A 10,285-nucleotide genomic window follows, 5' to 3' on the forward strand; every position below is an offset into this window, starting at 1 on the left:
GCGGGTGCGTACCACGGCGCCGGGGAGAACCGCGTGGTCGAGACCCACCTGATTCCGCTCGTGCTGCAGGTGGCCCTCGGCCAGCGCGAGCACATCTCGGTGTTCGGCACCGACTGGCCGACCAAGGACGGTACGGCGGTGCGGGACTACATCCATGTCAAGGACCTCGCCGACGCCCATCTTCTGGCACTGGAGTCCGCCCGTCCCGGCGAACACGCCGTCTACAACCTCGGCAGCGGTGAGGGTTTCACCGTCCGGGAGGTCATCGAGGCGTGTCGCCGGGTGACGGGGCTGCCTATCACGGTCGTCGACGCCGCCCGGCGTGCCGGGGACCCGGCCGTGCTGATCGCCTCGAGCCGCCGCGCCGTCGAGGAACTGGGCTGGAAGCCGCAGCACACGAGCCTCGACGAGATCGTCACCGACGCGTGGGCCTACCTGCAGGGGCTCGGCGACCGGTCGCACGCGGCACGGCGCTGAGCGGCCGAGGTCACGCCGCCGGCTCCGGCGGGGGCATTCGCACCCCGAGCCGCGCGGCGATCTCGTAGCCGGTGTCGGCGAGACCGCGCACGGTGTGCGGCCGCAACCCGGCCTGCAGGGCCTGGTCGAGAAGGTCGGCCAGCCGGTGCCGCGGATTCGATTCGAGTGCGACACCCAAAGCGACCCCGGCGAGCGGCCCGTCGCCACGTACGTATGCGCTGTAGCCGACGAGAGCGGCGGCCTCGGCTCGTTCCGGGTCCGGGAGACGCCGGGTGAGCGCGATCCACAATCGTTCGGCAGTGTCGGACTCGGCACCCGTCGCGAGGGCCATCACCGCGTCCCGCACGGTCGAGTTCGACAGCAGGACTGCGAGTTCGGCGAGTTCGGGGGCGAGCAGTTCGGCGCCGTCGCCGTGCCGGGCGATGTGACTCAGGACGGCCTCGAGTTCCTGACGGTCGGCGCGCTCGCGGCCGCCGGCACGGACGGCGAGTTCGTAGGCGAGGTCGCGGGTGTCGATCGCCTCGTCGATGTGGTCGGCGACCTGCAGCCGTCCGGGCATCGGCACGGGGGCCAGCAGGTCGGCGAGTTCGGCGCGCGACCGTCGGATGGCTCCGCCCTCGAAGACCCGAGCGGCGGCGACGGGTGAGGCCTGCGGGTCCGGCACCGTCCCGTGCACGCCGCCGACGAGCGCGAACCATATCTTGCCACAGGCGACTTCGGAGACGGCGTGGGCGCCGGCGATGCGGATCCCGTGACGATCGAGACGGACGGCGAAGTCGTCGAGCAAGCGGCAGGCTGCGGCGACGGCGGGGGCGTCCGGATGGTCGAGGCGGTCGTCGACGAGGACGACGAGCACGGCGTCGGCGCCCTCCCGGTCGCAGAGCGCACCGAACCGCTCGAAGACGTCACGCATCGCGGCCGGTACCGGATCGTCCTCGCCGGGAGGCAGCATCAGGTCGTGGCGCATGACGGCGCCGACGGCCGCGGACCGGGCGCCGTCGCGTCCGCCACCCGCGTCGGACGCGAGACTCAGCACGATCAGCGACCGCGCGGGAAGGAAGCCGAGCATGGCCGGCACGGCGGCGATCAGTTCACCCGGATCGGTGAGTCGCAGCGGGCGGGGCGAGGAAGTCGATGTGGTCATGGCCCGACTGTCCCCGACGGTCCGCGCCCCCGGAGACCGTGCGACCCGGATTCGCCGAATCTGGGGACGAACGCCCCGGTTGTGGACAACTACGGCGGTTGCGGGAGTCCGGACCGCCCGTTGTCGGCGGGCGCTGGTAGCGTGCCGCGCTCGAGCGACTGCACTCAGGCGGCGCGAACACGCTCCACGCTCGCGTCGAAGACCCGGGTGAGGCCGCCGGTGTCGGCGGGCCCGGCACCGAAGGACATGTAGGTCACCAGCACCCGCACGTCGCCGAGCTGGGCGATGCGGCTGGTCATCGACTGGGTGACCACCTCCCGGCCCTCCCCCGACCGGACGGTCCGGGTGAAGGCGAGGGTCTCGACCCCCGGGGGCGCCGGGGGCGCCGACGGGTCGAGCGTGGTGGTCACGGTGGCGGTGACGCCCCGGCGGGTCGCCGCGACGACGGGGCATTCGACGAGATGCTCGCGGTAGGCGGCCAGCTCGTCGGTGACGGCGACGAGTTCCACCGAGATGGTGGCCCGGCTGTCGTTGTCCGTGCCGACCACCATCGCGGTCCCGTCCGGGCCGAAATTCTGCGGCGGTGGCAGGCAGCCGGGTGGATCCACCTTGGCACCCTCGGGCACGCCCGTGAGATCGGGAGCGGCCTGGGCGACCGCCTGCGGCGGGAGTACCACCGCGTCGTACGGCTCGGGGAACTCCTCGGGGGGCAGCAGCAGTTCGGCGAGGGGGCGGCTCGCGGTCGCGGCGTCGCCCGTGGTGGCCAGCGCGGCCGGCTCGGGCTGGGGTGTCCCGCCGACGGTCGACGAGCACCCGGCGGCGAGCAGCAGCACCGCGCCGAACGCGGTGGCGCCCAGCCGGCGGCCGGGGGCCGGGGGGCGGCGCGGCGGCCGGACGTCGTCTCCTGCGCTGTGGGGTGCCACCGGACCTCCGCTGTCGCGTTCCGCCGGGTCACGCCCCGGCGGAAGCTGATCATCAGTTCAACTAGACTCGAACTCCACCATGCCACGCCGGGGACCCGGCGGTATCACGGCGCCCCGGATCGAACGGAGGATGTTCGCATGGACGACCAGTCCCGCATGTACGAGCTCGAGTTCCCTGCGCCCCGGTTGACGTCCGCGGACGGCGAGGGCCCCGTCCTGGTGCACGGCCTCGAAGGGTTCGCCGACGCGGGGCATGCGGTACGGCTCGCCACCACACACCTGCGGGAGAGCCTCGAAAGCGAGCTCGTCGCGTCGTTCGCCGTGGACGAGCTGATCGACTACCGGTCCCGGCGCCCGACCATGACGTTCAAGGCCGATCACTTCTCGGATTACGCCGCCCCGGAACTCAACCTGTACGCCCTGATCGACACCGCCGGTACTCCCTTCCTGCTTCTCGCCGGCGCGGAGCCCGACCTGAAATGGGAGCGGTTCATCACCGCGGTGCGCCTGCTGGCCGAGCAGTTCGGCGTCCGGCGCACGATCGGGATCAGCGCGATCCCGATGGCGATTCCCCACACCCGCCCACTGGGCGTGACCGCGCACTCGACGAACAAGGACCTGATCGCCGATCACCATCGCTGGACGGGCGAACTGCAGGTGCCGGCGGGGGTGTCGTCACTGCTCGAGCTGCGGATGGCGCAGCACGGTCACGAGTCGGTGGGGTTCTCGGTCCACGTGCCGCACTACCTGGCACAGACCGACTATCCGGGTGCCGCCGAGACGCTGCTCGAGAACGTCGCCGAAGCCGGGGGCCTCGGGCTGCCCCTGGCCGCGCTCGGCGAAGCCGCCGCGCGCGTGCGCGAGCAGATCGACGAGCACATCGCCCAGAACGAGGAAGTGCAGGCGGTGGTCCGGGGACTCGAGCGGCAGTACGACAGCTATGTCGCCGCGCAGGAGCAGCAGGCCGCCCAGCTGCCGACGGACGAGAATCTGCCGACCGGCGAGGAGATCGGCGCCGAGTTCGAACGTTTCCTCGCCGAGTACGAGGATCGCGGCGGAAACGGGCCGGGTGAGGCGGAACCGCCCGCCTGACCGGGTTCGAATCGCCGCCGGTCCGACCCCTGATCATTACTCTCTCGTTACCTTTGACGTTGTGCAGGTCACATACAGTCAGTACGCTCGGTTCGACGAGTTGAGCGGAAGGGTCGGGCCGGCGACGGTCCGGCGCCTCGGACGACACAGGTCGACGAGGATCCGGCGGTCAGGAGACGCACATGGGTTCATCACGCACACGCACGCTCCGGCCGGTACCGGATGCGGAGACTCGGGTGGTCTTCCGGACCATCCACGGTTACCGCCGCGCGTTCCGGCTCGCCGGCGACGGGCCCGCGCTGCTGCTGATCCACGGGATCGGCGACAACTCCTCGACCTGGCAGGAAGTCATCCCGCACCTGGCCCGTAAGTACACCGTCATCGCCCCGGACCTGCTCGGCCACGGCCGCTCCGACAAGCCCCGCGCCGACTATTCGGTCGCCGCGTACGCCAACGGGGTCCGAGATCTGCTGTCGGTCCTGGGCATCGAGCACGTCACGGTGGTCGGGCATTCCCTCGGCGGCGGCGTCGCGATGCAGTTCGCGTACCAGTTCCCGCAGATGGTGGACCGGCTCATCCTGGTCTCGGCAGGCGGCGTCACCAAGGACGTCCATCCCGCCCTGCGCCTGCTGTCCATGCCGGGCCTGAGCGAGGTCCTCAAGCTGCTCCGGCTGCCGGGCGCGATGCCCGCGGTACGCGTCGCCGGCGGCCTGCTGGGGCAGTTGCACGACACGCCGCTGCGGCCGGGAGTCTTCCTGCACGACACGTCGGATCTGATCCGCGTCCTGAGCGGATTGCCCGATCCCACCGCCTACGAGGCGTTCCTGCGCACACTGCGGGCCGTCGTGGACTGGCGCGGGCAGGTGGTGACGATGCTCGACCGCTGTTACCTGACCGAGAACCTGCCCGTGCAGCTGATCTGGGGAGATCACGACAGCGTGATCCCGGTGAGCCACGGTTACCTGGCGCATTCGGCGATGCCGAATTCCCGGCTCGACGTCTTCCGCGGCGCCGGTCACTTCCCGTTCCGCGACGACCCCATCCGGTTCCTGCGGGTGGTCGAGGAGTTCCTCGACTCGACCGCGCCTCTCGTGTTCGACGAGGAGCGCTGGCGTGAGTTGCTGATCAACGGCGTCAGCGAGAGCCAGATCACCGGCGGCCCGGCCACCCGGCAGGCCGTGCTCGGTGCGATGGGCGCCGACGAGCGCAGCGCCACCTGAGCGCCCCGCCCACCGTGGCGAGCGGCGGACTCGACGGGGACGGGCGCCGCGGTCCGCGGCCGGCCGGCGCGTCGGCGCGGTCCCGCCGGCAACAACTAGCCTGGAGCGGTGCTGCTTCCGGAACTGATCCCCGACATCGTCGACGAGGACTCGTTGTTCGACGCCTTCACCGCCTTCACGACCGGGCGCGGCCTCTCGCTGTATCCGGCGCAGGAGGAGGCGCTGCTCGAACTGCTCTCCGGGTCGAACGTCATCCTCGCGACGCCCACCGGGTCGGGCAAGTCGATGGTCGCACTCGGTGCGCACTTCTTCGCCCTGGCCACCGGTAAGCGCACGTTCTACACGGCCCCGATCAAGGCCCTGGTCAGTGAGAAGTTCTTCGCGCTGTGCGAGGTGTTCGGCGCCGATCGGGTCGGGATGATGACCGGTGACGCCTCGGTGAACCCCGGCGCCCCGATCGTCTGCGCCACCGCCGAGATCGTCGCCAATCTGGCGCTGCGCGAGGGCGCCGACTCGGACATCGGCCAGGTGGTGATGGACGAGTTCCACTTCTACTCCGAGCCGGACCGTGGCTGGGCCTGGCAGGTGCCCCTCGTCGAGCTGCCCCGTGCGCAGTTCCTGTTGATGTCGGCGACCCTCGGCGACGTCACGTTCCTGCAGAAGGACCTGACCCGTCGCACCGGCCGCCCCACCACCGAGGTCTCCGGCTCCGAGCGGCCGGTGCCGCTGTCGTTCACCTATTCCCAGAAGCCGATCGGCGAAGAGATCGAGGAACTGGTCACCACCCATCAGGCCCCCGTCTACGTCGTCCACTTCACCCAGGCCGCCGCCCTGGAACGAGCGCAGGCCCTGACCAGCGTCAGCATGTGCTCCCGCGAGGAGAAGGAGGCGATCGCCGAGGCGATCGGCGCGTTCCGGTTCTCCACCGGTTTCGGCAGGACGCTCTCGCGGTTGGTGCGGCACGGTATCGGCGTGCACCACGCCGGGATGTTGCCGAAGTACCGGCGACTCGTCGAGCGGCTGGCCCAAGACGGCCTGCTCAAGGTCATCTGCGGCACCGACACGCTGGGCGTGGGCATCAACGTGCCCATCCGGACGGTGCTGCTGACCGGCCTGACGAAATTCGACGGCACCCGGACCCGGCAGCTCAAGGCCCGCGAGTTCCATCAGATCGCCGGCCGCGCCGGCCGCGCCGGGTTCGACACGATGGGCACCGTCGTGGTGCAGGCACCCGAGCACGAGATCGAGAACGTGCGGGCCCTCGCCAAGGCCGGTGACGACCCGAAGAAGCGCCGCAAGGTGCAGCGTAAGAAGGCTCCCGAAGGGTTCGTCTCGTGGGGCGAGGGCACGTTCGACAAGCTCGTCGCCGCCTCCCCCGAGCCCCTCACCTCGCGCTTCTCCGTGAGCAATTCCATGTTGCTGAACGTGATCGCCCGTCCGGGCAGCTGCTTCGAGGCGATGCGTCACCTGCTCGAGGACAACCACGAGACGCGCCCGGCCCAGCGCCGGCACATCCTCAAGGCGATCTCGCTGTATCGGGGGCTCGTGCAGGCCGGCGTGGTGCAGCAGCTCGACGAGCCCGACGAGTTCGGCCGGACGGCGCGACTGACGGTGGACCTGCAACGCGACTTCGCGCTGAACCAGCCCCTGTCGCCGTTCGCGCTCGCCGCGATCGAGCTGCTCGACATCGACTCCCCCACCTACGCGCTGGACGTGGTGTCCGTGATCGAGTCGACGCTCGACGATCCGCGGCAGATCCTCATGGCCCAGCAGCACGCCGCCCGAGGCGAGGCCGTGCAGCAGATGAAGGCCGACGGCATCGAATACGAGGAGCGGATGGAGCTCCTCGAGGAGATCACCTGGCCGAAGCCGCTCGCGGACCTGCTCGAGCCGGCCTTCGAGACGTACCGCACGGGGCACCCGTGGGTCTCGGAGTTCCCCCTGTCCCCCAAGTCGGTCGTGCGGGACATGGTCGAGCACACCATGACGTTCGCCGAACTGGTCGGCCACTACGGGCTGGCCCGCTCGGAGGGGCTGGTGCTGCGCTACCTCGCGGACGCCTACCGGGCCCTGCGCCAGACGGTTCCCGACGCGGCCCGCACCGAGGAACTCGAAGACCTCACCGAGTGGCTGGGCGAGCTGATCCGCCAGGTCGATTCGAGCCTGCTCGACGAGTGGGAGTCGCTGACCAATCCCGGCATCGAATCCGACGATCAGCAGGTGGCCTTCGGTGCGGACGTGCCCAAACCGATCTCGGCGAACCCACGGGCGTTCAAGGTGATGGTGCGCAACGCGATGTTCAAGCGGGTGGAACTGGCGTCGCGACGACGCTGGGACGCACTCGCCGGCCTCGGTGACGGACTCGAAGCGCAGGACTGGGCCGATCTCCTCGAACTGTACTTCGAGGAGTACGACGAGATCGGCACCGGTCCCGACGCGCGGGGCCCGCAGCTGTTCACCGTCGTCGAGGAGAAGGACCTGTGGCGGGTCCGGCAGACCCTGGCCGACCCCGAAGGCGACCACGGCTGGGCGCTGCTCGGCGAGGTGAACCTCGCCGAATCCGACGCGGCCGGCGAGGTCGTGTTCGACGAGTTCGAGATCGTCGAAGGCTGAGCCGTGCCGCCGCACCTCGTCCTGCGCAGTGCCCGCACCGCCCCCGGCGCCGACCCGGTCGACCTGCCGATCACCGGCGACCGCGTCGTCTCCGATCCCGCGGGCGGCGCCGAGACCGTCGACGTCGGCGGACGACTGGTACTGCCGGGACTGTGGGACGCGCACGTGCACTTCGACCAGTGGGCCCTCACGCACGCCGCGCTCGACCTGTCGGGCGCGACGTCGGCCGCGCACGCGGTCGCGCTGGTGGCCGCCCGCCTGGTCGTCGACCCCGCTCCCGTCGTGGTCGCGCGCGGCTTTCGCGACGGGCTGTGGCCGGACGCACCCACCGCAGCGGTGCTCGATGCGATCGCCCCCGCCCGGCCGGTCGTCGCGCTCAGCGCGGACCTGCACTGCGCCTGGTTCAATACTTCTGCGCTACAACACTTCTCGCTGCACCCACATCCCACGGGATTGCTGCGCGAGAGCGAGTTCATGCCGCTGATGAACGACATCCAGCGCGTGGACGCCGAGGTGCGCGACCGGCTCGTGGACGCCGCGGCCCGAGCGGCCGCGGCCCGGGGTGTCGTCGGGGTCGTCGACTTCGAGATCGCCGACAATCTGGCCGCCTGGTCACGCCGCATCGGCGCCGGGACGCGGTACCTGCGTGTCCGGTGCGGCATCTGGCCCCGGTGGCTCGGTGCCGCGATCGCGGCGGGAATGCGGACCGGCGACCCGGTGCCCGGCACGGCGGGTCTGGCGACGGTCGGTCCCGTGAAGGTGATCGTCGACGGGTCGCTCGGTACCCGCACCGCCTACTGCCACGAGCCGTATCCCGACGGCGAGCACGGGGTGCTGACGGTGCCTCCGGAACAACTCGAGCCGCTGATGCGCCACGCCCACGACCACGGGTTCGAGAGCGCAGTCCACGCGATCGGCGACCACGCGTGTGCGCACGTGCTCGACGCGTTCGCCGCCACCGGGGCACACGGCAGCGTGGAACACGCTCAGCTCGTGGCCGAGCGCGACGTCCCACGCTTCGCGCGGTCCGGTATCGCGGCGAGCATCCAGCCGGCGCACGTGTACGACGACGTGGACCTGGCCGAGCGGTACTGGCCCGGCCGGACGCACCGCTCGTTTCCGTACGCGACGCTCCACGCGGCGGGCGCGCGCCTCGTCCTCGGCTCCGACGCACCGGTCGCACCCCTCGATCCGTGGCGGACCCTGGCCGCCGCGATCGACCGCACCCTGCCCGACGGCCGCGTCTGGCACCGCGAGCAGGAACTGGATCTGCAGGTGGCGCTCGCAGCGTCCACCGGCGGCCGGACCCGCGTCACCGCCGGGGACGTCGCCGACCTCGTGGTGCTCGACGCGGACACGCTGCCCCGCTCCGGCGCGGAGCTGGCCGCGACGGCGGTGTGGGGCACGATGCTCGGCGGCCGTTGGACGCACGGGCCGCTAGCCTGAGCGGGTGAGCGAAGAGTCCGCCCCGGCGTTCCGGCTGGGCTACGTCCCCGGTGTCACCCCCGGGAAATGGGCGCGGGTGTGGGCGGAACGGATACCCGACGTCCCCCTGGAACTGGTACCGGTGGCGGCCGCGGCCGGCGAGAGCGCGGTGCGCGACGGCACGGTCGACGCCGCGGTGCTGCGATTGCCGCTGCCTCGCGACGGACTGTCGGTGATCAATCTCTACACCGAGACGTCGGTGGTGGTCGTGCCCGAAGACCATGCGGTCGCGGCAGTCGACGAACTGGACGTCGCGGATCTCGCGGAGGAAACGGTGCTGCACCCGCGCGACGACGTGCTGGACTGGGCGCGCCTGCCGGGACAGGAGGCGTTCGAGCGGCCGGCTACGACGGAGGCGGCCGTGTCGTACGTCGCCTCGGAGGTGGGGGTGCTGGTCGTGCCGCAGTCGTTGGCGCGGCTGTACCACCGCAAGGATCTGACGTATCGGCCGGTGACCGACGCCCCGCAGTCCCAGGTGGGACTGGTGTGGCCGTCGGAGCGGACCACCGAGCTGGTCGAGGAGTTCGTCGGGATCGTGCGGGGCCGCACCGCCAACAGCTCGCGGGGCCGGCAGGACGAATCCCAGCCGAAGCAGAAGCGGCGCGGGGAACGCCAGGGTTCGCAACCGAGGAAGGTCGTCGGCGACAAGAAGCCGAAGACCCGCCGCGGCAATGCGGGACGCCCGAAGAGCGCCGGACGTGCGCGGCGGCGTCGATAGCGGGTCCGGCGCGGTGACCGGTCTCGGAGCGGGGAGGCTGCAGGACACCGCGCGCAGAGCCCGGCGTACCCGGCGGCTCACCCCGAACGCACGAGGCAGAACACGTGGCCGCCCGGATCACGGTAGGTACGAAAGGTAGGGCTGGGATTGGGACCCGCGACGCGGGTCGCGCCGTGCCGCAGGGCCCACGCCTCCGCGGCCTCGAGGTCGTCCACCTCGAGGTCCAGGTGCGCCTGCAACCGCACCCCGCCGTCCGGCCACGTCGACGGGGTGAATTCGGGTGCCAGCTGGAACGCCAGGCCCCCACCGGCAGGGGCACGCAACTGGACCCAGTCGTCGTGGGTGGCGGCGTCGTCGATGTCCCAGCCGAGCAGCGCGGCATAGAACGAGGCCAGCCCGGACGGATCCGGTGTGTCGAGGACGTAGACCTGAAGTGCGATGGCGGGGCGCGACATGGGCTCATGATCCCGCGAAGTCACCGGCCGGGGCCGGGGAACGCGGCCATTCGACGGCGCGGGCTCCCGTCGACGGCACAGGCCGTGCGGGCTCTCACCCGGTCCCAGGGGGCACGACCTCGATCTCGCGTCCCCACGAGACACCGGGAGCGGCGGGG

At 71.3% G+C, this 10,285-nt stretch carries 9 protein-coding genes; 6 read left to right on the plus strand and 3 right to left on the minus strand.

Translation table 11 applies throughout. The features are described 5' to 3' along the window. Positions 1-477: NAD-dependent epimerase/dehydratase family protein (locus OEY_RS0103770; RefSeq protein WP_010592608.1), on the plus strand; the 477-nt coding region annotated here is incomplete at its 5' end. Positions 478-487: 10 nt separating this feature from the next. Here OEY_RS0103770 and OEY_RS0103775 read toward each other — a convergent pair. Beyond that, positions 488-1,621: a DUF4192 domain-containing protein gene (locus OEY_RS0103775; RefSeq protein ID WP_010592609.1), complete on the minus strand. Its 1,134-nt coding sequence runs from the start codon at positions 1,619-1,621 to the stop codon at positions 488-490. A 164-nt stretch (positions 1,622-1,785) separates the two neighbouring features. After that, complete coding sequence (locus OEY_RS0103780) at positions 1,786-2,544, minus strand: hypothetical protein (RefSeq protein ID WP_010592610.1); 759 nt, start codon at positions 2,542-2,544, stop codon at positions 1,786-1,788. A 138-nt stretch (positions 2,545-2,682) separates the two neighbouring features. Between OEY_RS0103780 and OEY_RS0103785 the strand changes: the two genes are divergently transcribed. The 5 genes from OEY_RS0103785 to OEY_RS0103805 all read left to right on the plus strand — a co-directional run bounded on the left by OEY_RS0103785 (position 2,683) and on the right by OEY_RS0103805 (position 9,672). Further along, complete coding sequence (locus tag OEY_RS0103785) at positions 2,683-3,636, plus strand: proteasome assembly chaperone family protein (protein ID WP_010592611.1); 954 nt, start codon at positions 2,683-2,685, stop codon at positions 3,634-3,636. Positions 3,637-3,818: 182 nt separating this feature from the next. Beyond that, positions 3,819-4,856 (plus strand): alpha/beta fold hydrolase, encoded by a 1,038-nt coding sequence (locus OEY_RS0103790; protein ID WP_010592612.1) that lies wholly within the window; start codon positions 3,819-3,821, stop codon positions 4,854-4,856. A gap of 108 nt (positions 4,857-4,964) precedes the next feature. After that, positions 4,965-7,469, plus strand: a complete 2,505-nt coding sequence (locus OEY_RS0103795) for a DEAD/DEAH box helicase (protein ID WP_010592613.1) — start codon at positions 4,965-4,967, stop codon at positions 7,467-7,469. Positions 7,470-7,472: 3 nt separating this feature from the next. Continuing rightward, complete coding sequence (locus tag OEY_RS0103800) at positions 7,473-8,915, plus strand: amidohydrolase (protein ID WP_010592614.1); 1,443 nt, start codon at positions 7,473-7,475, stop codon at positions 8,913-8,915. 4 nt (positions 8,916-8,919) lie between these two features. Beyond that, complete coding sequence (locus OEY_RS0103805; RefSeq protein ID WP_017680655.1) at positions 8,920-9,672, plus strand: LysR family substrate-binding domain-containing protein; 753 nt, start codon at positions 8,920-8,922, stop codon at positions 9,670-9,672. Between the two features lie 77 nt (positions 9,673-9,749). Here the strand turns inward: OEY_RS0103805 and OEY_RS0103810 are convergent, their stop codons facing one another. Next, positions 9,750-10,127, minus strand: a complete 378-nt coding sequence (locus OEY_RS0103810; protein WP_010592616.1) for a VOC family protein — start codon at positions 10,125-10,127, stop codon at positions 9,750-9,752. Positions 10,128-10,285: the final 158 nt, after the last annotated feature.

It is taken from the genome of Rhodococcus sp. P14, assembly GCF_000256505.1.
GTDB lineage: Bacteria > Actinomycetota > Actinomycetes > Mycobacteriales > Mycobacteriaceae > Rhodococcus > Rhodococcus ruber.

Excerpts from the sequence above, each read along its gene's own strand:
- OEY_RS0103775 (WP_010592609.1), bottom strand. The coding sequence starts at position 1,621 with ATGACCACATCGACTTCCTCGCCCCGCCCGCTGCGACTCACCGATCCG.
- OEY_RS0103785 (WP_010592611.1), top strand. The coding sequence starts at position 2,683 with ATGGACGACCAGTCCCGCATGTACGAGCTCGAGTTCCCTGCGCCCCGG.
- OEY_RS0103790 (WP_010592612.1), top strand. The coding sequence starts at position 3,819 with ATGGGTTCATCACGCACACGCACGCTCCGGCCGGTACCGGATGCGGAG.
- OEY_RS0103810 (WP_010592616.1), bottom strand. The coding sequence starts at position 10,127 with ATGTCGCGCCCCGCCATCGCACTTCAGGTCTACGTCCTCGACACACCG.